Genomic DNA, 26,345 nt, shown 5'->3' on the forward strand with positions numbered 1-26,345 from the left:
CCCTCCCCGGGCGTGTGGCCAGGCCGCCGTCAGAACATGCCGAGTTCGAGCCGGGCCTCTTCGCTCATCATCTCACGACTCCAGGGCGGATCGAAGACGATCTCGGTATGCACCTTGCTGATCTGCGGGGCACCGAGGATCTTGTTGCGGGCGTCGGCGGCGATCACATCCCCCATGCCGCAGCCGGGGGCGGTCAGGGTCATGCGGATGGTGACGATACGCTCGCCGCTGATCAGCCGCTCGATGCGACAGCCGTAGACCAGCCCCAGGTCGACGATGTTGACCGGGATCTCCGGGTCGAAGCAGGTACGCAGCTGGTCCCAGACGAACTGCTCGATCTCCTCCTCGGAGGCGTCCTCGGCCAGGGTCGGCCGCGGCAGGGCCTCCAGGCCCAGGGCGTCGAGGTTGGCGCCCTCGATCAGGTAGAGGCGACCCTCGAAGCCGACGCTGACCGTGCTGCCCTTGGCCTGCATCACGCTGACGATGCTGTCCTCGGCCAGGGTGACGGTCTTGCCGAAGGGAATGGAGATCGCCTCCACGTCACGCTGCAGCGGCAGGGTCTGCCCCTTCTCGAGGCTGGCTATCTGCTCGATTTCGCTCATGGGCGTCCTTAGCGCACCATGCCGATGACGCGGGTCAGCGCCTCGGCGAAGGTGTCGATCTCGTCCAAGGTGTTGTAGGCGGCAAACGACGCCCGGCAGGTGGCATCCACGCCGAACTGGGCCAGCAGCGGCTGGGCGCAGTGGTGGCCGGTGCGGATCGCCACGCCGAGCTGGTCGATCAGCAGGCCGATGTCCTGGGCGTGGGCGCCCTCGACCACAAACGACAGCACCCCCGCCTTGCCCGGGGCGGTGCCCAGGATGCGCAGTCCGTCGATGTGTGACACCGCGGCGGTAGCGTGCTCGAGCAGACGGTTCTCCCAGGCCCCGATGGCGCCCAGGCCAACGCCTGACACCCACTGGAGCGCCACGCCCAGGGCGATCACCTCGGCGATGGCCGGGGTGCCGGCCTCGAACTTGTGGGGGATCTCGGCGAAGGTGGTGCCGGCCTCGAAGGAGACCGTCCTGATCATCTCGCCGCCGCCCTGCCAGGGCGGCATCGCCTCGAGCAGCGCCGCCTTGCCGTAGAGCACGCCCACCCCGGTCGGGCCATAGACCTTGTGGCCGGAGAAGGCATAGAAGTCGGCGTCGATGTCGCGCACGTCCACCGTCTGGTGGGGGGTGGCCTGGGCGCCATCCACCAGGATCAGCGCGCCCTGGGCGTGGGCGATGGCGGCCATCGTCTTGACCGGGTTGACGGTGCCGAAGGCATTGGAGACGTGGTTGACCGCCACCAGCCGGGTGCGCTCGGTGAAGAGTCCCCGGTAGGCGTCGAGGTCCAGCACGCCGCGCTCGTCCACCGGGATCACCTTGATGGTGAAGCCGAGCTCGGCGGCCAGGAGCTGCCAGGGCACGATATTGGAGTGGTGCTCCAGGCGCGAGATCAGCACCTCGTCGCCGGCCTTCAGGTTGGCGCGGCCCCAGCTGTTGGCCACCAGGTTGATCGCCTCGGTGGTGCCGCGGGTGAAGATGATCTCGCGATGCTCGGCCGCGTTCAGGAAGCCGCGCACCGTCTCCCGGGTGCCCTCGAAGGCCGCGGTGGCCTCGTCCGCCAGGGTGTGCAGGCCGCGGTGGATGTTGGCGTTGTAGCGACTGTAGTAGTCGTCGAACGCCGCGATCACCTGCCGCGGGGTCTGGCTGGTGGCCGCGTTGTCGAGATAGACCAGCGGCCGGCCGTGCACCTGGCGAGCGAGGATCGGAAAGTCCGCGCGGATCGCCGCCACGTCCAGGACGGGCGCGTCGGCATCGCGGGTAGCCAGTTCAGTCATGGCGAGTTCCTCGTCGGGGGCGCGCTCACTCGTCGCCCAGGGCCGCGGCGGCTTCCACCAGCCCGGCCAGGTTGAAGCGCTCCGGCAGCTTGCCGGCCACCGCCAGCTCCACGCGCTCGGAAATCGCATCCAGGCTCACCGCCTCGAGCACCTCGCCGGCGAAGGCCAGGGTCAGCAGGCCACGCGCGGTCTGGCGGTCGATGCCGCGAGCGCGCAGGGCGTAGATCGCCTCCTCGTCGAGCTGGCCGGTGGTGGTGCCGTGGGAGCACTTGACGTCGTCGGCGTAGATCTCGAGCTCCGGCTTGGCGTCGATCTCGGCCCGGTCGGAGAGCAGCAGGTTGGCGTTGCTCTGGAAGCCCTCGATCTTCTGGCTGTCGCGCTTGACCACCACCCTGCCGTTGAACACGCCATGGGCGCGGTCGTCGAGGATGCCCTTGTAGTTCTCGTTGGAGTAGGTGTGGGGCGCGTTGTGGTTGGCCACGGTGTGGCTGTCCACATGCTGGCGGCCCTGCCCGTAGAAGAGGCCGTAGAAGTTGGCGGTGGCGCCCTGACCGTTGAGCTCGCTGATCAGGTCGGTACGCACCAGGCCGCCGCCCAGGTTCAGGTTGAACGAGGTGTAGGTGCTGTCGCGGCCCTGCTCCACGTGGATGCTGGCCACGTGCAGGTCGGCCAGGGGCGCCTCCTGCAGCTTGTAGTGGGTCAGGATCGCGCCGCGGTCGAGCATGATCTCCGCCACCAGGTTGGTGAAGTTGGCCGCGGCCTCCTCCCCCACGTGGTGCTCGATCAGGGTCGCCTGGCTGCGACCGCCGGCCTCCACCAGGATGCGCGGATGGCTCATCACCGCCCGCTCGCCGGCCCGGGAGAGGAACTGCAGGATGATCGGCTTCTCTACCACGGTGCCCGGCGCCAGGCGCAGCACCGCGCCCTCCTCCATGAAGGCGGTATTGAGCGCCGAGAAGGGCGAGAAGTCGACGCCGGTCAGCCGGCCCAGGGGGCCACCCACCGCCTCGTGGTTCTCCTCCAGGGCTCGTGAGAGCGGCAGCAGCGCCACGCCGGCCGGCAGGCCGTCGAGCTGGGAGAGCACCGCCGAGAAGTGACCGTCGACGAAGGTCAGCCGATGGGCGTCGAGAGGCAGCGTCAGCGCCGCGGCACTGGCCTGGGAGAACTCGGCGTCCTCGGCCAGGGCGAAGTCGCCCCGGGCGATGGCGCGCACGTCGGTGTACTTCCAGGCCTCGTCGCGGCGGGTCGGAAAGCCCAGCGCCTCGAAGCGCGCGGCCCCGGCCTGGCGCCGGGCGGCGATCCAGGTCGGCTCAGGCCCGCGCCGGGCGCCGAGCTCGGCCAGGCGGTCGAGAAAGGTCTGAACATCGCTCATGCAGCGGTCTCCTCCAGCACCCAGTCATAGCCGCGGGACTCGAGCTCGAGGGCCAGGTCGGCGCCGCCGCTCTTGACGATGCGGCCGTCCACCAGCACGTGCACCTTGTCCGGCACGATGTAGTCGAGCAGGCGCTGGTAGTGGGTCACCAGCAGGATGCCTCGATCCTCGGCGCGCAGGCTGTTGACGCCGTCGGCGACCACCTTCATGGCGTCGATATCGAGGCCGGAATCGATCTCGTCGAGCATGGCGAGCTTGGGCTGCAGCACCAGCATCTGCAGGATCTCGTTGCGCTTCTTCTCGCCGCCGGAGAAGCCTTCGTTGACGGAGCGCTGCAGGAAGCTGGCGTCCATCTTCATCTCGGCGATCTTCTCCTTGACCAGCTTCAGGAACTCCGGCGCCGGGATATCCTCCTGACCGTTGGCGGCCCGCTTGGCATTGAGCGCCGCCTTGAGCAGGTAGATGTTCTTCACCCCGGGGATCTCCACCGGATACTGGAAGCCCAGCAGCATGCCGGCCAGGGCCCGCTCCTCGACCTCCATCTCCAGCACGTCCTGGCCCTCGAAGGTGATCGAGCCTTGCGTGACCTCGTAACCCTCCTTGCCGGCGATCACCGCGGAGAGGGTGGACTTGCCGGCGCCGTTGGGGCCCATGATGGCGTGGACTTCGCCGGCATTGATGGTCAGGGTAAGGCCCTTGAGGATTTCCTTGCCCTCGACCGTGACGTGCAGATCCTTGACTTCGAGCATCTTCATTACCTTTGAATTCTGAAAATGGGGGATTAGCCGACCGCGCCTTCCAGGGTGACACTCAGCAGCGCCTCGGCCTCCACGGCAAACTCCATCGGCAGCTCCTGGAAGACGTCCTTGCAGAAGCCGTTGACGATCATGCTCACCGCGTCCTCCTCGGAGATGCCGCGGCTCTGGCAATAGAAGAGCTGATCCTCGCCGATCTTGGAGGTGGTCGCCTCGTGCTCCACGGTGGCGGTGCTGTTGCCGATCTCCTGATAGGGGAAGGTATGGGCACCGCACTGGTCGCCGATCAGCAGGGAGTCACACTGGGTGAAGTTGCGCGCCCCCTTGGCACGGGGCCCGATCTTCACCAGGCCGCGGTAGGACTGGTTGCTGCGGCCGGCGGAGATCCCCTTGGAGATGATGCTGGAGCGGCTGCCCTCGCCGATATGGATCATCTTGGTGCCGGTGTCGGCCTGCTGGCGGCCGTTGGTCACCGCCACGGAATAGAACTCGCCGATGCTGTCCTTCCCGCGCAGCACGCAGGAGGGGTACTTCCAGGTGATGGCGGAGCCGGTCTCGACCTGGGTCCAGCTGATGCGCGAGCGGTCGCCGCGGCAGTCGCCGCGCTTGGTGACGAAGTTGTAGATGCCGCCCTTGCCGTCCTCGTCGCCCGGGTACCAGTTCTGCACCGTGGAGTACTTGATGTAGGCGTCGTCCAGGGCCACCAGCTCGACCACCGCCGCGTGCAGCTGGTTCTCGTCACGCATCGGCGCGGTGCAGCCCTCAAGGTAGGAGACCTGGGCGCCCTCCTCGCAGATGATCAGGGTGCGCTCGAACTGGCCGGTGTTGGCGGCGTTGATACGGAAGTAGGTGGAGAGCTCCATGGGGCAGGTCACGCCCTTGGGCACGAAGACGAAGGAGCCGTCGGTGAACACCGCGGAGTTGAGCGCCGCAAAATAGTTGTCGGTCACCGGCACCACGGTGCCCAGGTACTGCTTGATCAGCTCGGGATAGTCCTTCACCGCCTCGGAGATGGAGCAGAAGATCACTCCCGCCTCGTAGAGCTTCTCCTTGAAGGTGGTGGTCACCGAGACGGAGTCGAATACCGCATCCACCGCCACGCCGGCGAGTGCCGCGCGCTCGTGCAGGGGAATGCCCAGCTTCTCGTAGGTCTCGAGCAGCTTGGGGTCCACCTCATCCAGGCTCTGGGGGCGATCCTCCGGGCGCTTGGGCGCGCTGAAGTAGGAGATCGCCTGGTAGTCGATGGGCGGATAGTCGAGATGGGCCCAGGAGGGCGGCGTCATCGTCAGCCACTTGCGGTAGGCCTCCAGGCGCCACTCCAGCATCCACTCGGGCTCGCCCTTCTTCTTCGAGATGAAGGCGATGGTGCCCTCGTCGAGGCCTGGTGGCAACGTGTCGCTCTCGATGTCGGTCACGAAGCCTTCCTTGTATTCGCGACGGACAAGCTGTTCCATTTCCTGACTTGCCATGATGTCTCCCCTCCCCGGGCGGTTGGGCCGGCGAGCCAGGCTCGCCGCTTTGGATTCGGTAAGGCGACTCAGGCCGTGTCGGCGGCCAGGGTCACGCTCTGGATGGGCAGCTGCACCGGCAGCTTGATCGGCGCGGTGTCGGCCAGGTGGGCCAGGGTCACGCTGTCGAGCAGGGTGCGCACGGCCAGCGACACCCGCTGCCAGTTGTCGGCGACGCCGCAGGTAGCGGCCAGGTCGCAGTCGCCCTCGGCATGGCTGCATTCGGTCATGGCCACCGGGCCCTCGATGGCGGTGATGATATCGATGGCGGTGATCCTGGATGCCGGCCGCGCCAGGGAGTATCCCCCCTGGGCACCGCGCCGCGACTCCAGGAGTCCCGCCTTGACCAGCATCTTGAGGGTCTTGGAGACCGTGGGATGCGGCAGCTGCACCGCCTCGGCCAGCTCCCCTGCCGCATGGGAGTGCTCCGGATGACGCGCGATCTGGGCCATCACCACGGCGGCGTAGTCGGTCAGCCGCGAAAGCTTGAGCATGCTGCCCTCCTCGGTGGCGCGCGGCCCGAAAGGGGCCGCGTCTCGATTGGGGACCATTTTAGTCCTGTATCGAACCGATGTGAAGAGCAGCGGAGGGTTTCGCGGGTTCGGCGGGGAAGATGCCGGCACGTTCGCCGCCGATCCCATCAATAACGACAATCGTTCTCATTGGGCAGGATTATCGGTGGGAGGCCGGCTTGACGCTTATGCTTTTTTGACAAACGCGGACTTCAGCTTCATGGGGCCGATGCCATCGACCTTGCAGTCGATATCGTGGTCGCCCTCCACCAGGCGGATGTTCTTGACCCGGGTGCCCACCTTCACGACCAGAGACGAGCCCTTGACCTTGAGGTCCTTGATGACGGTCACGGTGTCGCCATCGGCCAGGGGGTTGCCGTTGGCGTCGCGCACCTGGGGGGCCTGGTCGGCAACGTCGGTGGCGGCGTCGCGGGACCACTCGTGACCGCACTCCGGGCAGACATACTGCAGGCCGTCGTCGTAGGTGAAGGCGGAATCACAGGCGGGACAGTGAGGAAGGTCGCTCATGGCGGGCTCCGGCAAGGATGGAAGGAAGCGGCCAAGCCTACACCGCCCCGCGGGCGCTCTCCAGCCGTGACCCACCGGACATGACGCCCTACCCCGAGCCTGGCAGGATAGGGACTTTCCCGGCAGCACGAAGGACGCGACATGCAGGAGGCCCCCACCACGGTCGTCGGCGGCACCGGCTTTCTGGGCCGCGCCATCGTGCGCGAACTGGTGGAGGCCGGCCGCTCGGTGCGCATCGCGGCAAGGCGCCCGCACCTGCCCGACTGGCTGGAAGCCGGGGACCGCGTGGAGGCCGTGGACTGTGACCTGCGCGACGAGCCGCAGGTCGCCGCTGCCCTTGCCGGCAGCGGCGCGGTGATCAACGCGGTGAGCCTCTATGTGGAACGGCCCCGCGCCGGCCTCACCTTCGAGGCGATCCATGTCGCGGGCGCCGAGCGCCTGGCGCGACTCGCTCGGGAGGCCGGCGTGAGCCGACTGGTCCATGTCTCCGGCATCGGTGTCGCCGAGCGCTCCCCCTCCGCCTATGTGCGTGCCCGAGCCGCCGGGGAGCGCGCCGTGATCGATGCCCTGCCCAAGGCGATCCTGCTGCGCCCCGCGGTGCTGTTCGGCCCCGACGACGCCTTCCTCACGGCGCTGGTGCGCCTGGCACGGCTGCCGGCCTTCCCCCTGTTTGGCCGCGGCAGCACCCGGCTGCAGCCGGTGCACGTGGATGACGTGGCGCGTGCCGCGGTGCGCCTGAGCGGCGCACGTCCGCTGGAGCGCCGACTGTTCGAGCTGGGCGGCCCGGAGCGGCTCACCTACCGCCAGATCGTCGAGCAGGTCCTGGCCCACCTGGCGTGCCGGCGCCACCTGCTGCCGGTGCCCTTTGCGGCCTGGCGCCTCGTGGCTGCCCTGCTCGCCCCCCTGCCCTCGCCGCCGCTGACCCGGGACCAGGTGATCCTGATGCAGCAGGACACCCTGGTCGGCGAGGACGTGGGCACCTTCGACGACCTGGGCATCGTGCCGCGCACCTTACATGACAGCCTGCCGGCCTGCCTGGCCGCCGGCTGAGCCGCCTGGCAGGATAGGCCCCTCTCTTACCCACCGCAGGAGTCCCCATGACCCAGCCGCGCATCGCACTCGATGTCTTCAGCGACTATGTGTGTCCCTTCTGCTACCTGGAGATGCCGGAGCTCGACGCCCTGGCCGAGCGTTTCGGGGGGAAGGTGACGATCCGCTGGCGCGCCTTCGAGCTGCGCCCCGCCCCCGAGCCGACCCTCGACCCGGACGGCGACTACCTGCATGACATCTGGGGACGGGCCGTCTACCCCATGGCGGCCGAACGCGGCATGACCCTGCGGCTGCCGCGGATTCAGCCGCGCTCACGACTGGCCCATGAGGCGGCCGCCTGGGCCGAGGCCCAGGCGGCCGATCACCCCGGGGCGGGCGGCGCCATGCGCAGGGCGCTGTTCCGCGGGTTCTTCGAGGAGAGCCTGGACCTGGCCGACCCGCAGGCCCTCGCCAGGCTGGCCGAGATGCTGGCGCTGGACGGCAGCGCGCTGCAGCGGGCGCTGGCGCAGGGCGACCATCGCCAGGCGGTGATGGCGGACCAGCGCACCGCCCGCGACCTCGGCATCCAGGGCGTGCCGGCGCTGCGCTTCAGCCTGGACGGCGAGCATGCCGGCGTGCTCGAGGGTGCCCAGCCCCGCCGCCAGCTGTTCCTGGCCACGCAGCGGCTGCTCGACGCCCTGGGGTAATCGGCCGACCAGGGCCGATGGCTTTGGGGATCAATCGCCCAGAGAGGCGAGGCGGTCAGCCTGGACCACCTCGATCCAGTAGCCGTCGACATCCTTGACGAAGATCACGTCCTTCATCTTGCCCTGGTCACTGCGCTTGATGAACTCGATGCCGTTGCTGTCGAACCAGGCTTCTGCAGCCTCGAGGTCCGGCACCGAGAAGCAGATATGACCGAAGCCCTGAGGCTGGGCGTTGCCGTCATGGTAGGCAAAATCAGCCTGCGTCTCGGTGCCCCAGTTGTGGGTCAGCTCCAGCAGGCCGCGCTGGCTGAAGGTCCAAACCGTACGTTCGCCCACGCTCTCGGGGACCACCTCGTCCGCCTCCAGCTTCGCCAGGAAGTAGAGGGAGAACTGCATCTCCTCGAAGTCCAGCCGGCGCAGGACGCGCATGCCGAACACCCGGGAATAAAAGGCCAATGCCTTCTCGGGATCCTTGACCCGCAGCATGGTGTGGTTGAGACGAAAGCCGTCGGAATCGGCAGTGGCGGCCTGCACGCCGGGGTGTTGCTCGCCATAAAAGCTCATGGAGTCTCCTTCTGGAATCAATATGGGGGCATGAAGGGGATGGGCAGCCCCCGGCCATGGCCGGGGGCAAAAGGGATCAGACCTCGCCGCGCAGCATCAGCTGGCCGATGTGTTCGGCCTGGCGTATCGCCAGCGAGACGATGGTCAGGGTGGGGTTCTCCGCCGCCGAGGTGGTGAACTGGCTGCCATCCGAGATGAAGAGGTTAGGGATCTCGTGGGCGCGGCCATAGGCGTTGCAGACGCCATCCTCGGGGCGTTCGCTCATGCGGCAGGTGCCCAGATTGTGGGTCGAGGGATAGGGCGGCACCTCGTAGACATCCTTCGCTCCCACCGAGCGGTAGAGCTCTGTACCCTGTCGGTAGCCGTGCTCGCGCATGGCAACGTCGTTGGGGTGGTCGTCGTAGTGGACATTGGCCACCGGCAGGCCGAATCGATCGGTGACCTCGGGATTAAGGGTGATCCGGTTACCCTCCTGGGGCAGGTCCTCGCCCACCAGCCACATGCCGGCCATGTGGTCATACTGGCCAAGGGCACCGGTGAAGCGTGGCCCCCAGGCACCAGGGTCGAGGAAGGCTGCCATGAACGGTAGGCCCAGAGCCAGAGTCTCCATCTCGTAGCCGCCGACGAAGCCACGCGACGGGTCATGGCGCGCCTCATCGGCGATGATGCCGGCCATGGTGGTGCCCTTGTACATATGGACGGGCTCCTCGAAGGTGGCGTAGACCGAACCGGTCATGTGGCGCATATAGTTGCGCCCTACCTGCCCTGAGCCGTTGGCCAGACCCGACGGGAATAGGTTGCTGGCGGAGTTGAGCAGCAGCCGCGGCGTCTCGATCGAGTTACCGGCCACCGCGACCAGACGCGCCCTCTGACGCTGCTCGCGGCCTTCGGCATCGAAGTAGACCACGGCCGTGACCTTGCCGCTCTCGTCATGCTCGATGCGCGCCACATGGGACTCCGGGCGAAGCTCGAGATGGCCGGTGGCAATGCCCTTGGGTAGCTCGGTGTAAAGCGTCGACCACTTGGCACCGGTCTTGCACCCCTGGAAACAGAAGCCACGCTGCTGGCAGGCGGCGCGCCCGTCACGCGGCTCACTGTTGATTGCCATGTGGCCGGTATCGCAGGAGTACCCCATCTTCTGGGCACCGGCATACATCACCTTGAAGTTGTTGTTGCCGGGCAGACCCTTGTTGCCGTTTGTGCGGGTTACACCCATGCGCTTCTCGGCGCTTTCATAATAGGGGGCCAGGTCATCATAGGTAAGCGGCCAGTCGAGCAGGTTGGCTCCTTCGACCTCGCCATAGGTGGTGAGCGCCGCAAACTCGTGGGGCTGGAACCGGAGGCTGGCCCCGGCCCAGTGGACGGTGGTGCCGCCCACCGACTTGACGATCCACGCTGGCAGATTTGGAAAATCCCGCGCCAGGCGAAAACTGCCGGAGGTGGTGCGCGTGTCGAGCCAGGCGAGTTGGGCAAAGGACGCCCACTCGTCGGCCAGAAAGTCCGCGGTGGTGTGCAGCGCACCTGCCTCCAGCACCACCACATCGATGCCCTGCTGGGCCAGCTCGTTGGCCAGGGTGCCGCCCCCGGCGCCGGACCCGATCACCACCGCGACGTTCTCATCGTCATGGGCGAAGGTCTGCTGATTATCGGTCATTGCCATCGTGGCGTCTCCGGATACGTTGTTGTTGTCTTAATCGTGGCAGCCGAACCACCGCAGGCTCAGCCCGCGCTCTCGTAGGGCAGGTAGCCGCCCTGGGGCTTGGGCGGCTCGGGCAGCCAGGTCAGGTCGTTGAAGCCCTTGGAGAGGTAGCCGCCATCGCCTTCCGCCCCGCCATAGCCAAAGTGGGCATAGGCCAATGGATTGTCATAGAGAGAGACCACCGCGTCGCCGCGGACGGTCTCGAAGAAGGGGCTGCCAGCCATGGAAGCCAGGTGAGCCAGTTGGGTCGACGTGTCCCGCGCCAGCCAGTCGCCCCCGGCGGCCATATCTAGTGCGTCCATGCCCTCCTTGAGAAGGGCATGCACCGAGGCGTCGGCTGCCTTGCGATCCAGACTCTTCACGACCATCGCGTAGACGGCATCTTCCAAGTCCGGATGTGGGAAGATCTGTCGTGTGACGGCAAGGAGCATCTCGCCCTGGCGCGAACTGAGCGACTCCAGGGGCATCGCCCAGCTGCGGGACGGCGCGAGCAGGGCAATCGGGCCGCTGGCAAAGGCCAGGGTACCGGCCAAGACACCACCGCTGGCCTTGAGAAAGACGCGGCGGGATAAGTTGGGGGAATGCATGGCGAGCTTCTCCAGGGTGAGTGCGCAGTCGCATAAGATTCGCCTGCGTCTGGTCTCTTGTTGTTGTCGGGGTGCCAGATGCATCGGTCACCTCGCCCGAGAATAGGCCGTCAATAGACGATCCGGGTAACAGTGGAGTACTACATCGACGATGGTCTAATGCTCAAGGGTCGCAACAGGGAGCAATGTCGGGGAAAGTCGGAAACCGTTATGTCGCCGGCCTGTGGCCTTCGCCAGCGGAGGGGAGTAATCATGTGTCATGTCTACGCATCCACTGACCCCGAGCGTTACGAGTGCACCACTCGCTCGGTGCGCCTTCAGGGCAGCGTCACAAGCGTTCGGCTGGAGAACGAGTTCTGGCAGATCCTCGACCTGCTGGCCCACGACCAGCAGCTTTCCACTGGTCAGTTCATCAGCGAGCTCTATGGTGAAGTGATGGCCACTAAAGGCGCCGTACCCAACCTGGCCTCGATGCTGCGCGTCGCCTGTGCCGTCCACCTACATATCCGGGCTGAACCCGCAGCACGAAGCGCCTGACGCCTCCCGTGACGACTGATGCACTTGGCTGCCGTCATGATGATGGTGCTCCAGAAGCAGTCTCGACGCATGAGGAAACCAGGCGTGTCCCGGCTGTCGCCGAGGCACGCCTTGAGTAGGGTTCGTCGAGGGGGATGAAAGGCCGTCACTTCACCTCGATCTTGCGCCGGCTGGCCCGTTTCAGCTTCGGAAGGGTCAGCTCGAGGATGCCGTTCTTGAAGCTCGCCTCGCCCCCCTCCGTGTCGATATCGCCGGGTAGCGTCACGGTGCGCGAGAAGGAGCCGCTGGAGATCTCGGAGCGGAAGTATTCCCCCTCCTCCTCCTTGTGCTCCTGGCGGTGCTCGCCCTTGATGGTCACGCTATGGTCGCTGACCGATACCTCGAGATCCTCGCGCTCGAAGCCGGGGACCTCTGCACGCACCAGCACCTCGGCGTCGCGTTCGATGACATCGACCCTGGGCATCCCCTTCTCGAAGGCGGCAAAACGCTCCCACAGCGGGTGATCGCGGCGCAGCATCGGCATCCAGCCCCGATCGAAGACACTGTCGAAGAAACGATCAAACTCGTGGAAGGGACTGACTCCCCGAGATTCCGACTGGACGGCGGGGGAGACTTCCTTCGGCTTCTTGGCCATGGTGGCGCTCTCCTGGTTCCTGGAAAGACATGCTGAGACAAGGCCGGGCCCGACGCCCAAGCCGGTAATGCCCGAGCGGCGTATGCCGCACCAGATAGCGTAGACCAGCGCCGACGCTTCGCCTTGATACAGCTCAATAGCCGACGATGCCCGCCTGGCACGCCGCGTCCGCGTCACACCCCGATGCCGAACAGCGCCTGGGCGAGATGTCCGGTGAGGAAGGCCAGCCCCGCCGCCGCACCGCCCATCATCAGGGTACGCAGTCCGGAGGCGAACACCGGCTGGTGATAGATCAGGCTCTTGCCCATGCCGATCAGGAAGAACATCAACGCCGCCAGCCCCAGGCTCGCCAGGAACTGCCGGGTGATGGACAGCCCCGGCAGGGCGTAGGGCAGCAGCGGCACGGCACCGATCACCAGGAAGGCCGTGAAGGTCACCAGGGCCGAGCGCAGCGGGCTCAGCCCCTCGGTCTGCAGGCCATGCTCCTCGTGCAGCATGGTCTCCACCCAGACCTCCCGGTCAGCGCAGATAGTGTCCACCACCCGCTCCAGGGTCTCGCCCTCGAAGCCCTTGCGCCGGAAGATCTGACGGATCTCCTCGCGCTCGCCCTCGGGCACCACCTCGATATGGCGGTGCTCGTCATCGCGCACCCCATCGACATGTTCCCGTTGGGCCTTGATCGCCTCGTAGTTGCTGATGGCCATGCTGAAGCCATCCGCCAGCAGGTTGGCCAATCCCAGCACCAGGGCCACCGTGGCCGAGAAGCCCGCGCCGAAGGCACCCGACACCACCGCGAAGGTAGTCACGCAACCATCGATGCCACCGAGGATCGCATCGGGCAGGTTCCGGCCCCGGGTCGGCTGGCGCAGCCGGCGTCGGATCGCCTCAGGCCGGTGCGACGCCTCGAGGGACTGGCGGTCCTGACGCTGCATGCTCACCTCCTGGCAGTCTGGGCAACTCGGGTTCGGCGCCTGGCGGACTACTCCCAGCGCCAGCCCTGTCGCTGCCACCAGGCCCGGGCCAGGGCGAGATTCTCGGCGTTGTGGCGCGGGTCCAGCACGCTGCCAAGTTCGAGGGTATCGCCGCCGGTGGCGGCCATCAGCGACGGGTCCTGGGAAGCCAGCATCAGCGCATAGAGCGCCAGCATCAGCTCGTACTCGTCCGAGGACTCGAGCCGCGCGGCCAGCAGGGGAATGGCCGGCTCGCCGATCTGCCCCAGCCGCTCCGCCGCGATGTACCAGGGCCGCGGATGCTCCTCCCCGCCGTAGGTGGCAACGAAACGGCGGTCCGGCAGGCGGCTGATGTAGTAGTGGGCCTCATCCTCCACCCCGCTGAAGAGTGGCGGCAGCCAGTACTGCTCCTCCCTTCCGACCCCGGGCACCGCCGCCACCGGGGGCGGCGCCGGCTCAACCGTGGGGCGCTCGGCGGGTGCCGGCGGCGCGCCGGCGCAGCCTGCCAGCAGCAGGGCGGCCAGCCCGAGGGGTAACAGCGGCGACATCCTTGATGACATCCCTGACTCTCCTTCTCATGCATAAGCGGTTGAGGACAATGCGCAGCATAGCCTGACCGATGGCAGGCGTGGCAGCCCTGGAGGCGTGGACAGACCGCCGCCGCATCGGGGTGGTAAGCTCCGGGACGATGATCTCACCCCGAAGAGAGAGAACACGATGAGCGATACCCCCTGGACAGAGCCCATGCCCGAGCCACAGTTCGAGCTGATGCGACGCCTCCTCGCGGCGCCAAGCCCCGTGGGCCTGGAGGCCGCCATGACCTACGGCGTGCTCAAGCCCCACTTCGAAAGCTTCGCTCCGGCGAGTTGGCAGCTGCACCAGTTCAAGGGCCATGCCGGCGTGGTGCTGGACACCCACCCGGGCCGCGACGACCTGTTCAAGGTGATGGTGATCGGCCACGCCGACAAGATCCGCATGCAGGTGCGCTCCATCGGCGAGGACGGCAAGATCTGGATCAACACCGACGCCTTCCTGCCCAACGTGCTGATCGGCCACGAGGTCACGTTGTTCAGCGAGGATCCCCAGGCCCCCGGTCGCTACCGGCGCATCGAGGGTGGTACCGTGGAGGCGCTGGGCGCCATCCACTTCTCCGACCCGGCCCAGCGCGACGGCAGCAAGGGCATCAAGAAGGAGCAGATCTACCTGGACCTGCAGATCCACGGAGAGAACAAGAAGCAGCAGGTGGAGAACCTGGGCGTGCGTCCCGGCGACTCGATCCTCTTCAACCGCCCCATTCGCCACGGCTTCAGTCCGGACACCTTCTACGGCGCCTACCTGGACAACGGCCTGGGCTGCTTCGTCACCGCCGAGGTGGCACGACTGGTCGCCGAGGCGGGAGGCACCGAGCAGGTGCGGGTGATGTTCGCCATCGCCAGCTACGAGGAGATCGGCCGCTTCGGCAGCCGCGTACTGGCCGGCGAGCTACGGCCCGACGCCATCATCGCCGTGGACGTGAACCATGACTACGTGGCGGCCCCGGGCATCGGCGACCGTCGCATGCAGCCGCTGGAGATGGGCAAGGGGTTCACGCTGTCGGTGGGCGCCATCGCCAGCGAGCAGCTCAACCGGATCATCGAGACCACCGCCCGGGAGCACGGCATCCCCATGCAGCGGGACATCGTCGGCGCCGATACCGGCACCGACGGCATGGCCGGCGTGCTGGCCGCCGTGGACTGCGTGGCCACCTCCATCGGCTTCCCGATCCGCAACATGCACACCATCTCCGAGACGGGCAACACCCGCGATGTGATGGCGGCGATCCACGCCATCACCTTGAGCCTCCAGGCGCTGGACGCCCTGCCCGACCCCCATCGGGAGTTTCTCGACAACCACCCACGCCTGGACCAGGCCGGTGCGCTGGGCCACCAGGGGGCCGACAAGCCCGAGTCCGACGCAGAGAAGGCGGGCGCCGGCACCCGATAGCCGGCAGGCGCAGGACGCGCCAGGGCCCCGGGGCATGCGCGGCACGGAACCGCGCCGGGGCCCCCTCGTTATCGGCATTCCTCATGCCGGCCAGGAATGATGTCGTGGGCGCATGGGCCGTGACACAACGGAATCCGGATTCGCTTACGAGGCCTGCGGCGAATGGCTACCATGCCCGCATATCCACACACCAGCCCATGTGAGCGCCATGAAATCCTTCCTCGTCGACGTCTTCGCCATCCACTCTCGCGGCCAGGAGATGCACCTTGGCGGCGGCCTCTTCCATGCCGCCAGCGCCATCGAGGCCGAGGCCATGGCCACCGAGGAGTTCTGGGCCGCCGATCTCGCCGACCGCGGCTTCGAGATCGGCTTTCGCACCGACACGCCGGAGCGTGGCCAGCAGGTGATGTCCCTGGAGCGCCTTCGGGCCGCTACCACCGGCGCCCTCTACGCCTGACGGCAGCCGAGCCATTCCCCATCCGGGTGACCAAACGAGCACACCCAGCGGGGCACGAGAGTGACTCTCGTGCCCCGCTGGCATTGTAGCGCCCTCGTTATCGCTGTCGCCCGGCTACGGCCGGGAGCCCAGCACCCCGGCCAGCGCCTCGGCCAGCACCGGTGCCATGGCGATGGCGTTGCTGTCATGGGCGATGCAGTCGGTGCTCCACACCTCCCCCACGCCGGCCTCGCGGATCACCGCCAGGGCATCGCCGGCGAACAGCGCATGGGTCAGCGCCACGTCCACCGAGGCCGCTCCGGCGGCCTTGAGCGCCTCGGCGGCTCGGGCCACGGTATGGCCGGAGCTCGCCACGTCATCCATCAGCACCACCGCCCGCCCCGCCACCGGGGTATCGGGCAGGTGGATCTCCACGTCGCGGTCGCCGCGGCGCACCTTGCGGCAGGTGGCATGGTCGAGGCCGGTCAGCGCCGCGGCCTGGGCCACCCACTGCAGTGCCTCCTCGTCGGGCCCCAGCAGCAGCGCCCCGGGGCGCTTCTCGGCGATCAGCTCGGCCAGCCGCGGCGCCCCGGAGAGCGCGATGGCATGCGCGATGGGGATCGCCTGGTCGAGCCGCTCGATGCGGTGCAGGTGCGGATCCACGGTGATCACCGCGTCGAACAGCTCGGCCAGAAAGCCGCCGACGATGGTCTGGCTGACGATCTCGCCGGGGTGGAAGGCGATGTCCTGACGCATGTAGGCCAGGTAGGGCGCCACCAGGACCAGGCGGGTCACCCCCTGACGGCGGGCGTGGCGCGCCAGCAGCAGCAGCTCGACCAGCTTGTCGTTGGGCCGGTCCAGGCTGCGGTAGAGCACCAGGGTCTCGGGAAACGCCTGCGCCTCGGCGAAGGGCAACGTGAGCCGCAGCTCCGCGTCAGGGAAACAGTGGCGCTCCACCTCGCGAGCCGCCAGGCCGCAGGCCTCGGCCAGGCGTCGCGCCGGGGCGGCCTCATCGGTGAAATGCAGCAGGGCAGCGTCCATGTCACATCTCCACGTTGAGGCGGGTCAGCTGGTCGCGATGGCCCAGCGTGAAGCCGCTGTCGCGCTCGCTGGAGCGGTGGGCCAGCGCCAGCTCGTTGCGGAAGGCGGCATAGACGGTATAGAGCCGCTGCCCCGCCCTGACCTCGTCGCCGATGCGTACCGCCAGGTCGACCCCCGCGCCGGTCGCCTTGGGCGCGCCGGCGAGCCGCGCGATGCGCGCCAGCTTGAGGTTGTCGATGGCGATCACCACGCCGTCCTCGGGGGCCACCACATCGAAGGCGTGAGGCGCCAGGGGCGGGCTGTCCGGATCGAAGGGCCTGGCGCCCTGGGCCGCGATGATCGCCTGCATCCGCTCCAGCGCACGGCCGGAGTCGAGGATGTCCCGGGCGATGCCGAAACCGTCACCGCCGCGCACGTCGGGGTCGAATTCGAGCATGCGCCCGGCCAGGCGCAGCGCCTTCTGGCGCAGGTCCATGGGGGCCTCCGGGTGGTTGCTAAGCACCCGCATCACGTCGCGGGCCTCCAGCACCGGGCCGATGCCGGCGCCGATGGGCTGGCTGCCATCGGTGATCACCACGTCCAAGGTCAGCCCCATGCGCGCCGCGACGAATTCGAAGAGCTTGCGCAGGCGCCGCGCCTCGGGCATCGAGCGCACCTTGGCATGGGGCCCCACCGGGATATCGAGCAGCAGATGGGTGGAGCCGGCGGCCACCTTCTTGGAGAGGATCGAGGCGACCATCTGGCCGGGGGAGTCGATGGAGAGAGGCCGCTCCACCGAAATCAGCACGTCGTCGGCCGGGGAGAGCTGGCTGGTACCGCCCCAGGCCAGGCAGCCGCGGTGGGTGCGCACGATCTTCTCGAGCTCATCGAAGGGCAGGTCGACGTTGGCCAGCACCTCCATGGTGTCGGCGGTCCCCGCCGGCGAGGTGATGGCCCGGGACGAGGTCTTCGGACAGAGCAGGCCGTGGGCAGCGACGATGGGCACCACCAGCATGGAGGTACGGTTGCCGGGTATGCCGCCGATGCAGTGCTTGTCCACCACCGGGTGCTCGTGCCAGTCGAGGCGACGCCCCACCTGGCACATGGCGTCGCTCAGGTAGTAGATCTCCTCGCGGTCCATCTCCCCCAGGTCGCAGGCCACCACGAAGGCGGTCAGCTCGATCTTGGAGTAGCGCAGCTCGGCGATGTCCTGGACGATGGCCCGGAAGTCCTCGCGGGTCAGCCGCTCGCCGTTGATCTTGCGGTGCAGCGCCGGGATCGAGGCCGGCGGCTCGGCCTGGGAGACGCTCACCGGCTGCCCCTCCTTCACGTTCAGGGCGGCGAAGGCGTCCTCCGAGAGGCCGAGCTGCTGACAGTCGACGATGGCCGGATCATCCACCACGTTGAGACTGGCCAGGATGCGCTGGCCGTTGGCGCGCACCTCCACCTTGGAGAGCGCCTGGAAGCCCTCGGCGCGATAGAGATCGCAGTCGCGATGCAGGTAGGCGACGTTCTCGCGGTAGGTGTCGATGCCCACGCGCTTGAGCGTGAGGGGGGAGAGGACATCATCGAGGACGGCCTGGGTCTTGGATCGTGTCATGGGCTCTTCCATGCGGCGTGGCCGACCGGCGCCTGGGCCTCCTGCCACGCGGACTCGAGATGGCCCCATCCTAGGGTGCGTTAACAATTGCTGATGGAGATCGGGCTGATTTAGAATATCAGCATTTTTCGGTGATCTATGCCTCGGCTAATGCTACGTGATGACCAATGGGAGCGCATCGAGCACATGCTCCCCGGCAAAGCTTCAGATCGCGGGGTGACGGCCAAGGACAATCGCTTGTTCGTGGAAGCCGTCCTGTGGATCGCCCGGACAGGCGCTCCCTGGCGTGATCTGCCCGACGCCTTCGGTCGCTGGCACACTGTCTACATGCGCTATAACCGGTGGTCTAAGAAGGGGGTCTGGCAGCAGGTTATCGACACATTAGCCGATGATCCCGACATGGAGCAGCTGATGATAGATGGCAGTATCGTCAAAGTTCATCAGCATGGGGCGGCAAAAAACGGCTCAGAGCACCGAAGCCATGGGGAAATCGCGTGGGGGATTGAGCACCAAGATCCACGCGGCGGTCGATGCCCTCGGCAACCCGGTACGGCTAATCCTCACACCGGGCCAAGCGTCTGAGTACGGAGCCGCCCCAGCGTTACTGGCGGGCTTTTCTCCAGCGGCGGTGCTTGGCGACAAGGGGTATGATTCCACCGCTTTGAGGGACATCATTCGAGCGGTGGGCGCCGAGCCGGTGATTCCGCCGAGAAAGAATCGCTTGGAATGCCCCGAGATAGATTGGCACTGTTACAAGGATCGCAACCTGGTAGAAAGGTTCTTCCAGAAAATCAAGCAGTTCAGGCGGCTGGCAACACGCTATGAGCGACTGGCGAGAAACTACCAGTCGCTACTCAACCTTGTATCCGCCGTCATATGGCTGGCCTAATTGTTAACGCTCCCTAGGGCGTCCCGCCCCGCAGTTTGTTCGTCGAGGGCGCTCCGTTCGCTACAGACTGTCAGATATTCTTAGTTGGGCTTCAGAGGGCGATGGATATCGTTCGACCGCTGAGGCATTTCTGGCTGGAAAAGTATTCGGTTAAACAAGTCTCACGCCACTTTCGGAGTCGTATTGCCAAATTCCTGAATCCGTGAGACCGGCCCCCGGAAGCACTTCTAACCCACTGACCTGCATGGCAATATAGCCATTATCGCCATTCACCCAGACAATGCCATGCCCAACATAAAGTTCCGCGCCAGTTGCCGCACCCTCACCAGCCACGCCGGGCTGTCCATCATCGGGCAATGCTGCGAGATCGCTGGCGTCGACAGCATCGACAGCCGCTTCCCCACCACGCTGGGCATGCGCACCAGTGACGTGATCAAGAGCTACCTGGGCCTGCTGTGTCTGGGCATGAGCGACTATGACGCTGTCGAGAACTTCCGCCGCGACAAGCCCTTCCAACAACTGCTGACCCTGCAGAAGGTGCCGAGCGCGGCGACGCTGCGACAGCGGCTGGAAAAACTTGCCGCCAACGACCTGCAGGCGCGCACCGCCACCTGGTCCACGACCCTGCTGTCACTGATCGAAGCACCGATCACCGCCGAGACGACGCACGTCTGCCTGGACATCGACACCTTCGTCATGGACAACAGCAACTCGAAGAAGGAAGGCGTCTCGCGGACCTACCAGAAGGTCGATGGCTACACCCCGATCGCCGCCTATCTGGGCAACGAAGGGTGGTGCCTGGGTCTGGAACTGCGGCCTAGCAAGCAGCACACCATGAAGGAGAGCAACGCCTTCCTGGAGCGGGTACTGCCTCGCGCCCAATGCCTGACCAAGCAACCGATCCTGTTACGCGAGGACAGCGGCTTCGACAGCCAGGCGCACCTGGCGCTTCTCGAACAGCAACGCCAGGTCTTTGCCGACGAGGGGCGCCGGCTCGACTATGTCGTCAAATGGAACCCGCGTGGCTCGGCCACGGCTGATCGAGATACCTGGCTGGCGGTGGCGGCGGACTACTGGGAAGAGCTGCGTCCTGGCAAGCGCCAGGCGCTGTGGACGCAGACCGTCTCGAGCCACGACGACAACAAGACCGAATACGTCGTCCAACGCGTGATGCGCCTGGTAGAGCGCACCGCCGATGGCGATGGCCAGTTGCTGCTCGAACCGGACTATGAGTTGGAAGGCTGGTGGACCAGCCTGGACGAGGCGCCGGAGGCGGTGATCAAACGCTACCAGGCGAGTTAAGCTCAGTTCTTGTGTATGGAGGGCAGTAGAGAGGGTGGCGTATCCTGTTGATTGATCTCGCCAGATCACAACCAACATAGGACGGATACGCCATGAGCAATTCTACTCTCCAAGCCGTGACGCAGCCAGACACCGGCGCTACTGATCCGTTGCATGAGCTGCTGCGCAAAGGGGCCCGAGACCTGATCGCCAAGGCCGTGGAGGCGGAGTTGAGCACGTTTCTGGAGCAATATGCCGACAAGACGCTGGAAGACGGCCGCCGTGTCGTCGTCCGCAACGGCTACCTGCCGGAGCGCACCGTGCAAACCGGTATCGGCGACGTCGAGATCAAGGTGCCCCGCGTCCGTGACCGCAGTGGCGACGGGGTGACCTTCAGCAGCGCGCTGTTGCCGCCCTACCTGAAGCGGGCCCGCAGCATCGAGGAGCTGATCCCCTGGCTCTACCTGAAGGGAGTCTCTACCGGCGACTACCAGGAGGCCCTGTCGGCCCTGCTGGGTGACCAGGCCAAGGGACTCTCGGCCAACACCGTGTCGCGTCTCAAGAAGCAGTGGGAGGACGAGCATACCGACTGGCAGAAGCGCGACCTGGCAGACCAGCGTTACGTCTACTGGTGGGCTGACGGCGTGTACAGCAACGTGCGCATGGATGACCGTCTGTGTCTGCTGGTGATCATCGGCGTCACTGAGCAGGGCCGCAAGGAGTTGGTCGTCGTCGAGGATGGGCAGCGTGAGTCAGAGGCCAGCTGGAAAGAGCTGCTCACGGGGCTACGCGAGCGCGGGCTGACGACGGCCCCCAAGCTAGCGGTTGGCGACGGCGCCATGGGCTTCTGGGCGGCGTTGAGCAAGGTCTATCCAGAGACCGAGCACCAGCGCTGCTGGGTCCACAAGACTGCCAACGTATTGAATAAACTGCCGAAATCCGTGCAGCCCAAGGTCAAGGCCGACCTCCATGAGATCTGGATGGCCGAGACCCGCGATGAGGCGCACAAGGCTTTCGATCGCACGGTGAAACGCTTCGAGGCCAAGTACCCCAGAGCCATGGAGTGCCTGGCCAAGGATCGGGAGGAGCTGCTGGCGTTCTATGACTACCCGGCAGAACACTGGGTGCATATCCGCACCACCAACCCGATCGAGTCGACCTTCGCCACGGTCCGCCTGCGGAGCAAGCGCAGCCGGAACTGCGGCTCCAGAGCGACGACCCTGGCGATGGTCTTCAAGCTGCTTCAGAGCGCCCAGAAGCGCTGGAAGCGGATCAAGGGGTTCAACAAGCTGGAGCTGGTCGTGAACAACGTCCAGTTCAAGGACGGCGAACCCTTGACCGATCAGTCAGACAGGACTGCCGCCTGACCGGCCATACACAGAATTTGACAATAACTCGAGCATGACCGATCACGACAAGGTCGAGATCGTCAGCATGGAAAATTCCGCTTTGGCTCGTATTGATTATTGTAGGATTCAGCGGTCTAATTGACAGTGTGCTTCTCTAAGCGGGGCAAGAGTGGGAGAAGCGACTGACCACGCCTAGTAAGCCTAAAGGCCTAACCTTTACGAGACGGGAACCATTTCGCCATGAGCGGTGACAACTCAAGCCTGGCTTCTGCATTGCGTGTTCTGCCTGACCGTTTGCCAGCTGGGCGTCCGACGCTGAATGATATCCTGAGCGCTCTGGGGGATCGTGGACTTGGGCTCGTTCTATTAATTTTTTCGATCCCAGCCATTATTCCGACACCAGGCATTCCAGCTGGCATGATATTCGGCTCGGCGCTTGCGCTGCTCGGTGGGCAAATGGTGGTCGGTGCAAAGCGTGTCCGCTTGCCGTCTTTCATCGCTCAGCGGCGTATTGGGCAAGAAGTGCTGCGCCAAGTCTTCCAGCGCGCTACGCCACTTATAGATAAGCTAGAACGCCGCCTGAGCATCCGTCTGGCCGGGCTGGTGTCCCCTTTGGCCATGCGAGTTATCGGAGGGGTTATTGTTGTTATGGCGTTACTGATTGCATTGCCCATCCCATTTGGAAATACCTTGCCTGGCTTGGCGATTCTGGCTCTATCGCTAGGCCTCGCGAGGCAAGATGGGATTGCAGTATTGGTTGGTATGAGCCTTGCGGTATTGGCTAGTGGTGTCTCTGTAGCACTGTTACACGGCAGCCTGAGGTTGTTCGATATGATTCACTGATGCGTGCGTAATATTCAATACCACCAAGCACAAGCAGAAGGCGCCGCAGACCAAGGTGTCCCCCGTTCCTAGGGTGCGTTAACAATTGCTGATGGAGATCGGGCTGATTTAGAATATCAGCATTTTTCGGTGATCTATGCCTCGGCTAATGCTACGTGATGACCAATGGGAGCGCATCGAGCACATGCTCCCCGGCAAAGCTTCAGATCGCGGGGTGACGGCCAAGGACAATCGCTTGTTCGTGGAAGCCGTCCTGTGGATCGCCCGGACAGGCGCTCCCTGGCGTGATCTGCCCGACGCCTTCGGTCGCTGGCACACTGTCTACATGCGCTATAACCGGTGGTCTAAGAAGGGGGTCTGGCAGCAGGTTATCGACACATTAGCCGATGATCCCGACATGAAGCAGCTGATGATAGATGGCAGTATCGTCAAAGTTCATCAGCATGGGGCGGCAAAAAAAGGCTCTTCGTCGTTGGGTGTGGAATTCGCCCCCTGAGCTGGGCCAGGATATGGCCTCCACGACGACAGGAGGCATGGCATGGACGGCACCCAGATTCTGACCCTCGGCCTGGGCCTGCAAGCGCCCTGGATCCTCAAGGATCAGCACCTGGATACTTCCGTATCTCCCCATCGGCTGGATCTCTACGCCGAGGCCGAGCGAGGCAGCCTCTACCCCTGCCCTGAGTGCGGCCAGGCCTGTCCGGCTCACGATTTCGCCGACAAGACCTGGCGGCACCTGAATTTCTTCCAGCATCACTGCTACCTGCATGCCCGCGTGCCTCGCACCAAGTGCCCCGAGCATGGCGTCAAGCGCATCGAGGTGCCCTGGGCGCGGCCGGGCAGTGACTTCACCCTGCTGTTCGAGCAAGCCGCCATGTCGCTGGTCAAGGAGATGCCGGTACTGGCCGTCTCCCGGCAGCTGGAGATCTCCGACAAGCGACTGTGGCGCATCGTCCACCACTACGTTGGCCGCATGCTCGGGGAGCTGGATTTGAGCAACGTAGCCACCGTCGGCGTCGACGAAACCGCGTCCCGGCGCGGCCAGCGCTACGTGACGGTGTTTCTCGACATGCAGCGCAAGCGGGAGCCGGTGATCTTTGCCGTCCCAGGCCACGGCAAGGAGGCCATCGAGACCTTCAGCGCCTTCCTGGCGGCGCATGGCGGCGACCCGGACAACGTGGTCGAAGTCGTCTGCGACATGTCAAACGCCTTCCTGAGCGGGGTGGCCGAGCACCTTCCCAAGGCCGAGGTCACGGTCGACTGGTTCCATATCGTGCAGACCTTCACCAAGCGGCTGGACGAAGTGCGTAAGAAGGAGCGCCGGGAGCAGGGACACCCCAAGTCGCTGCGCTGGGCTCTGCTGAAGAGCCTGGACAACGAGAACCTGACACCCAAGCAGCTGGCGGCGCTCGAGGAGCTGGTGGCCGACCAGAGCGCTACCGCCGATGCCTGGGTGATCAAGGAAAAGCTGCGCTGGATCCAGAAGGCCCCGACGCCGCGAGCGGCTCGGTGGCGCATCACGCACTACCTCAAGGTCATGAAGGCGGCCGTCTCGGCGAAGCCACTGCTGAAGCCGATGGGGAAGGCTCTGGCAACGCTGGAGCGCCATGCCGATGCAGTGGTTAGGCGCTGGATCTCGGGACTGACGAACGCACGACTGGAAGGGATGAACGGCCTGTTCCAGGCGGCAAGGTCACGCGCTCGCGGCTACCGGAACGAGGCCAACTTCATCGCCATGATCTACCTAATTGGCAGCCCGGTGGGCCTCCTGCTCGATCAGGCCAAATCCACATGAAACGACGAAGAACCCAAAAAAACGGCTCAGAGCACCGAAGCCATGGGGAAATCGCGTGGGGGATTGAGCACCAAGATCCACGCGGCGGTCGATGCCCTCGGCAACCCGGTACGGCTAATCCTCACACCGGGCCAAGCGTCTGAGTACGGAGCCGCCCCAGCGTTACTGGCGGGCTTTTCTCCAGCGGCGGTGCTTGGCGACAAGGGGTATGATTCCACCGCTTTGAGGGACATCATTCGAGCGGTGGGCGCCGAGCCGGTGATTCCGCCGAGAAAGAATCGCTTGGAATGCCCCGAGATAGATTGGCACTGTTACAAGGATCGCAACCTGGTAGAAAGGTTCTTCCAGAAAATCAAGCAGTTCAGGCGGCTGGCAACACGCTATGAGCGACTGGCGAGAAACTACCAGTCGCTACTCAACCTTGTATCCGCCGTCATATGGCTGGCCTAATTGTTAACGCTCCCTAGCAGCCGCCCCGGGGAGCGTCACCGGCGCAAGGCCAAGGTCGCGATGTGAGACCCGCGATTCGGGTGTAGGCTGTCAGTCGGTCCAGGCAATCACGAGGGAGAGACAATGCGATTGGCGATCATGGGCAGCGGCGGCGTGGGCGGCTACTTCGGTGCACGCCTGGCCGAGGCCGGACACGACGTGACCTTCATCGCTCGGGGCGAGCACCTTGCCGAGATGCAACGCCATGGCCTGCGGGTCGAAAGCATCGAGGGCGACCTGCACCTGCCCCAGGTGAAGGTCAGCGACGACCCGAGCCGAGTGGGCGCCGTCGATGCGGTCCTGGTGGCCGTGAAGTCATGGCAGGTTGCCGAGGCGGCGCGGGCGATCCGGCCGATGATCGGCCCGGACACCTTCGTGGTGCCGCTGGAGAACGGCGTGGAGGCCGCCGACACCCTCGCCGGCATCCTCGGCCAGGCCCATGTGCTGGACGGCCTCTGCGGCATCCTCGCCTGGCGAGAGGCCCCCGGGCATATCCGCCACGCCGGCGTCTCGCCCTTCGTGCGCTTCGGCGAACGCGACAACCGCCGCAGCAAGCGCGCCCTGCGTCTCAAGGCCGCCTTCGACCAGGCCCGGGGCGTCACCGCCGAGATCCCCGATGACATCCAGGTGGCGGTGTGGAGCAAGTTCCTGTTCATCTGCGCGATGAGCGGCATCGGCAGCGTGACCCGAGCGCCCATCGGGGTGACCCGCACCCTGCCCGAGACCCGCACGATGATCGAGCAGCTGCTGGCCGAGATCGAGGCGGTGGCCCGCGCCAGGGGCGTGGCGCTGCCGGAGGATGCCGCGGCCCGCGCCCTGCGCTTCATCGACGCCTTGCCCGAGGCGAGCACCGCCTCCATGCAGCGCGACATCATGGCCGGCCTTCCCTCGGAGCTTGACGCCCAGAACGGCGCCGTGATGCGCCTCGGGTGCGAGGCCGGCGTGGCCACGCCGGTCAACGCCATGGTCTACGCCGCTCTGCTCCCCCAGGAGAGGGCCGCCCGGCACATCACCGGGTGATCGGCCAGCGGCTCAGGGCAGGCGCCCCTCCCGGGCCAGCCGCCGCCGCACCCAGCCATCGTAGAGCTTGCGCAGCATCGGCTTGAGCCCGGGCAGGCCGATCAGCCAGGCCAGGGGCCTGAGGCGAGGCACCCGGCGCATCAGCAGGATATAGGCGTCGATGCCCTCCCGAAGGGTGCCGTCGGCCTCCTCCACGTGTAGCGAGAGCAGCGCCGCCTGGGGGTCGACGCCCATGTCGCGCAGCGTCTGCTGGTGTTCGGTCACGTCGCACCAGCGCACGCTCTCCCCCAGCTCGCCGGCCCAGCGCTCGTAGCGGGCGCGATCGCGCCGACAGCCGGGGCAGAGCCCGTCGTAGTAGACCCGAAGCGGGGCCAGCGGGGACACCCTCGCC

General features: G+C 65.9%; 26 protein-coding genes and 3 pseudogenes. 13 read left to right on the forward strand and 16 right to left on the reverse strand.

Going from position 1 to position 26,345, the window contains the following annotated elements; genetic code table 11:
• Nucleotides 1–29: 29 nt before the first annotated feature.
• From sufT to HIR79_RS13855, 7 genes are all read right to left on the reverse strand, one after another.
• Complete coding sequence (gene sufT / locus HIR79_RS13825) at nucleotides 30–602, reverse strand: putative Fe-S cluster assembly protein SufT (RefSeq protein WP_110070474.1); 573 nt, start codon at nucleotides 600–602, stop codon at nucleotides 30–32.
• 8 nt (nucleotides 603–610) lie between these two features.
• On the reverse strand, nucleotides 611–1,867 hold the full coding sequence (locus HIR79_RS13830) for a cysteine desulfurase (RefSeq protein ID WP_119020587.1): 1,257 nt from the start codon (nucleotides 1,865–1,867) through the stop codon (nucleotides 611–613).
• A 25-nt stretch (nucleotides 1,868–1,892) separates the two neighbouring features.
• The gene (sufD, locus tag HIR79_RS13835) at nucleotides 1,893–3,239 is read right to left on the reverse strand and encodes a Fe-S cluster assembly protein SufD (protein WP_169958796.1); all 1,347 of its coding nucleotides are present in this window, start codon (nucleotides 3,237–3,239) and stop codon (nucleotides 1,893–1,895) included.
• Nucleotides 3,236–3,988: a Fe-S cluster assembly ATPase SufC gene (gene sufC, locus HIR79_RS13840; protein ID WP_119020589.1), complete on the reverse strand. Its 753-nt coding sequence runs from the start codon at nucleotides 3,986–3,988 to the stop codon at nucleotides 3,236–3,238. The genes sufD and sufC overlap by 4 nt, the downstream gene beginning before the upstream one ends.
• 32 nt (nucleotides 3,989–4,020) lie before the next feature.
• Entirely contained in the window at nucleotides 4,021–5,463 is a 1,443-nt protein-coding gene (gene sufB / locus HIR79_RS13845) for a Fe-S cluster assembly protein SufB (RefSeq protein WP_169958797.1), read from the reverse strand.
• Nucleotides 5,464–5,531: 68 nt separating this feature from the next.
• Entirely contained in the window at nucleotides 5,532–5,996 is a 465-nt protein-coding gene (locus HIR79_RS13850; RefSeq protein ID WP_110070469.1) for an SUF system Fe-S cluster assembly regulator, read from the reverse strand.
• A 204-nt stretch (nucleotides 5,997–6,200) separates the two neighbouring features.
• Complete coding sequence (locus HIR79_RS13855; RefSeq protein WP_119020591.1) at nucleotides 6,201–6,542, reverse strand: zinc ribbon domain-containing protein YjdM; 342 nt, start codon at nucleotides 6,540–6,542, stop codon at nucleotides 6,201–6,203.
• A gap of 141 nt (nucleotides 6,543–6,683) precedes the next feature.
• Here HIR79_RS13855 and HIR79_RS13860 point away from each other — a divergent pair, with 141 nt between their 5' ends.
• Together HIR79_RS13860 and HIR79_RS13865 are read left to right on the forward strand one after the other, a co-directional pair.
• Nucleotides 6,684–7,592, forward strand: a complete 909-nt coding sequence (locus tag HIR79_RS13860; protein WP_169958798.1) for a complex I NDUFA9 subunit family protein — start codon at nucleotides 6,684–6,686, stop codon at nucleotides 7,590–7,592.
• 47 nt (nucleotides 7,593–7,639) lie between these two features.
• Complete coding sequence (locus tag HIR79_RS13865; protein ID WP_169958799.1) at nucleotides 7,640–8,278, forward strand: DsbA family oxidoreductase; 639 nt, start codon at nucleotides 7,640–7,642, stop codon at nucleotides 8,276–8,278.
• Between the two features lie 30 nt (nucleotides 8,279–8,308).
• Here the strand turns inward: HIR79_RS13865 and gloA are convergent, their stop codons facing one another.
• The 3 genes from gloA to HIR79_RS13880 all read right to left on the reverse strand — a co-directional run bounded on the left by gloA (nucleotide 8,309) and on the right by HIR79_RS13880 (nucleotide 11,128).
• On the reverse strand, nucleotides 8,309–8,842 hold the full coding sequence (gene gloA, locus HIR79_RS13870) for a lactoylglutathione lyase (RefSeq protein WP_169958800.1): 534 nt from the start codon (nucleotides 8,840–8,842) through the stop codon (nucleotides 8,309–8,311).
• A 76-nt stretch (nucleotides 8,843–8,918) separates the two neighbouring features.
• Nucleotides 8,919–10,502, reverse strand: a complete 1,584-nt coding sequence (locus tag HIR79_RS13875; RefSeq protein WP_169958801.1) for a GMC family oxidoreductase — start codon at nucleotides 10,500–10,502, stop codon at nucleotides 8,919–8,921.
• A gap of 59 nt (nucleotides 10,503–10,561) precedes the next feature.
• Entirely contained in the window at nucleotides 10,562–11,128 is a 567-nt protein-coding gene (locus HIR79_RS13880) for a twin-arginine translocation signal domain-containing protein (RefSeq protein WP_169958802.1), read from the reverse strand.
• Between the two features lie 252 nt (nucleotides 11,129–11,380).
• On the opposite strand from HIR79_RS13880, the gene HIR79_RS13885 reads away from it, so the two are divergent.
• Nucleotides 11,381–11,665 carry a ribbon-helix-helix domain-containing protein gene (locus tag HIR79_RS13885; protein ID WP_119020598.1) on the forward strand — a complete coding sequence of 95 codons (285 nt, stop codon included), beginning with the start codon at nucleotides 11,381–11,383 and terminating at the stop codon, nucleotides 11,663–11,665.
• 145 nt (nucleotides 11,666–11,810) lie between these two features.
• Here the strand turns inward: HIR79_RS13885 and HIR79_RS13890 are convergent, their stop codons facing one another.
• The 3 genes from HIR79_RS13890 to HIR79_RS13900 all read right to left on the reverse strand — a co-directional run bounded on the left by HIR79_RS13890 (nucleotide 11,811) and on the right by HIR79_RS13900 (nucleotide 13,809).
• Nucleotides 11,811–12,299: an Hsp20/alpha crystallin family protein gene (locus HIR79_RS13890; RefSeq protein ID WP_119020599.1), complete on the reverse strand. Its 489-nt coding sequence runs from the start codon at nucleotides 12,297–12,299 to the stop codon at nucleotides 11,811–11,813.
• A gap of 173 nt (nucleotides 12,300–12,472) precedes the next feature.
• The gene (locus HIR79_RS13895; RefSeq protein ID WP_119020600.1) at nucleotides 12,473–13,231 is read right to left on the reverse strand and encodes a VIT1/CCC1 transporter family protein; all 759 of its coding nucleotides are present in this window, start codon (nucleotides 13,229–13,231) and stop codon (nucleotides 12,473–12,475) included.
• A 47-nt stretch (nucleotides 13,232–13,278) separates the two neighbouring features.
• Nucleotides 13,279–13,809, reverse strand: a complete 531-nt coding sequence (locus HIR79_RS13900) for a hypothetical protein (RefSeq protein ID WP_249322162.1) — start codon at nucleotides 13,807–13,809, stop codon at nucleotides 13,279–13,281.
• 157 nt (nucleotides 13,810–13,966) lie between these two features.
• Between HIR79_RS13900 and HIR79_RS13905 the strand changes: the two genes are divergently transcribed.
• A complete protein-coding gene (locus tag HIR79_RS13905; RefSeq protein WP_169958803.1) occupies nucleotides 13,967–15,232 on the forward strand; it encodes a M20/M25/M40 family metallo-hydrolase in 1,266 nt (421 codons plus the stop codon).
• A gap of 208 nt (nucleotides 15,233–15,440) precedes the next feature.
• On the forward strand, nucleotides 15,441–15,689 hold the full coding sequence (locus tag HIR79_RS13910; protein WP_119020602.1) for a hypothetical protein: 249 nt from the start codon (nucleotides 15,441–15,443) through the stop codon (nucleotides 15,687–15,689).
• 114 nt (nucleotides 15,690–15,803) lie between these two features.
• Here the strand turns inward: HIR79_RS13910 and HIR79_RS13915 are convergent, their stop codons facing one another.
• Nucleotides 15,804–16,709 (reverse strand): ribose-phosphate diphosphokinase, encoded by a 906-nt coding sequence (locus HIR79_RS13915; protein ID WP_169958804.1) that lies wholly within the window; start codon nucleotides 16,707–16,709, stop codon nucleotides 15,804–15,806.
• A gap of 1 nt (nucleotide 16,710) precedes the next feature.
• Nucleotides 16,711–18,288, reverse strand: a complete 1,578-nt coding sequence (locus HIR79_RS13920) for a thymidine phosphorylase family protein (RefSeq protein WP_169958805.1) — start codon at nucleotides 18,286–18,288, stop codon at nucleotides 16,711–16,713.
• Between the two features lie 186 nt (nucleotides 18,289–18,474).
• Here HIR79_RS13920 and HIR79_RS13925 point away from each other — a divergent pair.
• From HIR79_RS13925 to HIR79_RS13960, 8 genes and pseudogenes are all read left to right on the forward strand, one after another.
• A pseudogene (locus tag HIR79_RS13925) lies at nucleotides 18,475–19,177 on the forward strand (IS5 family transposase).
• A gap of 285 nt (nucleotides 19,178–19,462) precedes the next feature.
• Nucleotides 19,463–20,473: pseudogene (locus HIR79_RS13930) on the forward strand (IS1380 family transposase); the annotation flags it as partial.
• Between the two features lie 98 nt (nucleotides 20,474–20,571).
• Nucleotides 20,572–21,825: an IS256 family transposase gene (locus tag HIR79_RS13935; protein ID WP_062376034.1), complete on the forward strand. Its 1,254-nt coding sequence runs from the start codon at nucleotides 20,572–20,574 to the stop codon at nucleotides 21,823–21,825.
• A gap of 222 nt (nucleotides 21,826–22,047) precedes the next feature.
• Nucleotides 22,048–22,650 carry an exopolysaccharide biosynthesis protein gene (locus HIR79_RS13940; protein WP_169958807.1) on the forward strand — a complete coding sequence of 201 codons (603 nt, stop codon included), beginning with the start codon at nucleotides 22,048–22,050 and terminating at the stop codon, nucleotides 22,648–22,650.
• Between the two features lie 148 nt (nucleotides 22,651–22,798).
• Nucleotides 22,799–23,146, forward strand: coding sequence for an IS5 family transposase (locus tag HIR79_RS13945; protein WP_169958808.1), 348 nt, complete (start codon nucleotides 22,799–22,801; stop codon nucleotides 23,144–23,146).
• 42 nt (nucleotides 23,147–23,188) lie between these two features.
• A complete protein-coding gene (locus HIR79_RS13950; protein WP_169958809.1) occupies nucleotides 23,189–24,445 on the forward strand; it encodes an ISL3 family transposase in 1,257 nt (418 codons plus the stop codon).
• 30 nt (nucleotides 24,446–24,475) lie between these two features.
• Nucleotides 24,476–24,895 (forward strand): annotated as a pseudogene (locus tag HIR79_RS13955) (IS5 family transposase); the annotation flags it as partial.
• 123 nt (nucleotides 24,896–25,018) lie between these two features.
• The gene (locus HIR79_RS13960; RefSeq protein WP_169958810.1) at nucleotides 25,019–25,954 is read left to right on the forward strand and encodes a 2-dehydropantoate 2-reductase; all 936 of its coding nucleotides are present in this window, start codon (nucleotides 25,019–25,021) and stop codon (nucleotides 25,952–25,954) included.
• Between the two features lie 12 nt (nucleotides 25,955–25,966).
• Here the strand turns inward: HIR79_RS13960 and HIR79_RS13965 are convergent, their stop codons facing one another.
• Nucleotides 25,967–26,338, reverse strand: a complete 372-nt coding sequence (locus tag HIR79_RS13965) for a thiol-disulfide oxidoreductase DCC family protein (RefSeq protein ID WP_169958811.1) — start codon at nucleotides 26,336–26,338, stop codon at nucleotides 25,967–25,969.
• Nucleotides 26,339–26,345: the final 7 nt, after the last annotated feature.

Source organism: Halomonas sp. PGE1, from assembly GCF_013000985.1.
GTDB lineage: Bacteria > Pseudomonadota > Gammaproteobacteria > Pseudomonadales > Halomonadaceae > Halomonas > Halomonas alkalicola.

Bases quoted from the DNA above. Each gene is read 5' to 3' on its own strand.
- sufT (WP_110070474.1), bottom strand. From the start codon at position 602: ATGAGCGAAATCGAGCAGATAGCCAGCCTCGAGAAGGGGCAGACCCTG.
- HIR79_RS13830 (WP_119020587.1), bottom strand. From the start codon at position 1,867: ATGACTGAACTGGCTACCCGCGATGCCGACGCGCCCGTCCTGGACGTG.
- sufD (WP_169958796.1), bottom strand. From the start codon at position 3,239: ATGAGCGATGTTCAGACCTTTCTCGACCGCCTGGCCGAGCTCGGCGCC.
- sufC (WP_119020589.1), bottom strand. From the start codon at position 3,988: ATGCTCGAAGTCAAGGATCTGCACGTCACGGTCGAGGGCAAGGAAATC.
- sufB (WP_169958797.1), bottom strand. From the start codon at position 5,463: ATGGCAAGTCAGGAAATGGAACAGCTTGTCCGTCGCGAATACAAGGAA.
- HIR79_RS13850 (WP_110070469.1), bottom strand. From the start codon at position 5,996: ATGCTCAAGCTTTCGCGGCTGACCGACTACGCCGCCGTGGTGATGGCC.
- HIR79_RS13855 (WP_119020591.1), bottom strand. From the start codon at position 6,542: ATGAGCGACCTTCCTCACTGTCCCGCCTGTGATTCCGCCTTCACCTAC.
- HIR79_RS13860 (WP_169958798.1), top strand. From the start codon at position 6,684: ATGCAGGAGGCCCCCACCACGGTCGTCGGCGGCACCGGCTTTCTGGGC.
- HIR79_RS13865 (WP_169958799.1), top strand. From the start codon at position 7,640: ATGACCCAGCCGCGCATCGCACTCGATGTCTTCAGCGACTATGTGTGT.
- gloA (WP_169958800.1), bottom strand. From the start codon at position 8,842: ATGAGCTTTTATGGCGAGCAACACCCCGGCGTGCAGGCCGCCACTGCC.
- HIR79_RS13875 (WP_169958801.1), bottom strand. From the start codon at position 10,502: ATGGCAATGACCGATAATCAGCAGACCTTCGCCCATGACGATGAGAAC.
- HIR79_RS13880 (WP_169958802.1), bottom strand. From the start codon at position 11,128: ATGCATTCCCCCAACTTATCCCGCCGCGTCTTTCTCAAGGCCAGCGGT.
- HIR79_RS13885 (WP_119020598.1), top strand. From the start codon at position 11,381: ATGTGTCATGTCTACGCATCCACTGACCCCGAGCGTTACGAGTGCACC.
- HIR79_RS13890 (WP_119020599.1), bottom strand. From the start codon at position 12,299: ATGGCCAAGAAGCCGAAGGAAGTCTCCCCCGCCGTCCAGTCGGAATCT.
- HIR79_RS13895 (WP_119020600.1), bottom strand. From the start codon at position 13,231: ATGCAGCGTCAGGACCGCCAGTCCCTCGAGGCGTCGCACCGGCCTGAG.
- HIR79_RS13900 (WP_249322162.1), bottom strand. From the start codon at position 13,809: ATGTCATCAAGGATGTCGCCGCTGTTACCCCTCGGGCTGGCCGCCCTG.
- HIR79_RS13905 (WP_169958803.1), top strand. From the start codon at position 13,967: ATGAGCGATACCCCCTGGACAGAGCCCATGCCCGAGCCACAGTTCGAG.
- HIR79_RS13910 (WP_119020602.1), top strand. From the start codon at position 15,441: ATGAAATCCTTCCTCGTCGACGTCTTCGCCATCCACTCTCGCGGCCAG.
- HIR79_RS13915 (WP_169958804.1), bottom strand. From the start codon at position 16,709: ATGGACGCTGCCCTGCTGCATTTCACCGATGAGGCCGCCCCGGCGCGA.
- HIR79_RS13920 (WP_169958805.1), bottom strand. From the start codon at position 18,288: ATGACACGATCCAAGACCCAGGCCGTCCTCGATGATGTCCTCTCCCCC.
- HIR79_RS13935 (WP_062376034.1), top strand. From the start codon at position 20,572: ATGAGCAATTCTACTCTCCAAGCCGTGACGCAGCCAGACACCGGCGCT.
- HIR79_RS13940 (WP_169958807.1), top strand. From the start codon at position 22,048: ATGAGCGGTGACAACTCAAGCCTGGCTTCTGCATTGCGTGTTCTGCCT.
- HIR79_RS13945 (WP_169958808.1), top strand. From the start codon at position 22,799: ATGCTACGTGATGACCAATGGGAGCGCATCGAGCACATGCTCCCCGGC.
- HIR79_RS13950 (WP_169958809.1), top strand. From the start codon at position 23,189: ATGGACGGCACCCAGATTCTGACCCTCGGCCTGGGCCTGCAAGCGCCC.
- HIR79_RS13960 (WP_169958810.1), top strand. From the start codon at position 25,019: ATGCGATTGGCGATCATGGGCAGCGGCGGCGTGGGCGGCTACTTCGGT.